This is a genomic window from Bradyrhizobium sp. P2_E8 (assembly GCF_056403875.1).
The window spans coordinates 1-874 of record NZ_JBFUES010001693.1 but is presented as its reverse complement, the minus strand read 5'-3'; the positions used below and the strand labels follow the sequence as shown (position 1 = coordinate 874).

The window sequence follows — 874 nt, the reverse complement described above, 5'->3', positions numbered from 1 at the left end:
CGACAAGGACGATGCGGCGCCGATCAAGGCGGTGTTCGTGATGTTCAACCGTGCGCCCTACGCGATCGTCGCGCGCAGGAGCCGCGGCATCCATCTGTTGCCCGATCTCGACGGCAAGACCGTCGGCGTTGCCGACAGCGATCTGTCGATGCGGCTGTGGCCGGCGCTGGCGCAGCAGAACGGCATCAACACGTCGCGCGTGAAATTCCACAAGATAAGTGCCGCGGTGCGCGAGCCGATCCTGTCCGCGGGGCAAGTCGATGCCGTCGCCGGCTTCAGCTATCTCTCGGCGGTGAACTTGCGCGACCGCGGCGTGCCCGGCGACGATCTCGTCGTGCTGCGTTACGCCGACTATGGCTGCGAAGCCTATGGCTTTGCCGTAGTGGCCAACCCCGCCTTCGCCGCGGCGAAGCCAGACGCGCTGAAGGGATTTGTTCGCGCCCTGATCGCCGGTATCAACGCGACAGTCAAAGAGCCCGCCCGTGCGGCGGCCGAGGCCACGAGCCGCATCGACGACGGCGACCACGACCTCGAACTGGAGCGCCTGCGCACCGTGCTCGTCGACAACATCCTGACCGACGAGGTCAGGCGCAACGGCCTCGGCGGCATCGACCCGGCGCGGCTGGACCGCTCGATCGACCAGATCGCCCAGAACTTCAAATTCCGCAAGCGGCCGGCCGTGGGCGACATCTTCGACGACCGGTTCCTGCCGCCGGTCGCGGGGCGGCTCATCAATTGAGCAAAACCGATAGCTTCCGCTGTATCTCGCGGGCGATCCCTGCTTAGAATACGGGCCCCGCTATCCGCCCGAGTTGCTGGTCCGCATGTCCATTTTCAGCCTTTACACCCGCGTTCTCGAGCTGCTCGGCAAGGA

General features: G+C 65.8%; 1 protein-coding gene. It reads left to right on the top strand.

All coding sequences use genetic code 11. From position 1 onward, the window contains the following. On the top strand, positions 1-739 hold a 739-nt coding region (locus AC1D00_RS43265), incomplete at its 5' end, for an ABC transporter substrate-binding protein (protein WP_477014946.1). Positions 740-874: the final 135 nt, after the last annotated feature.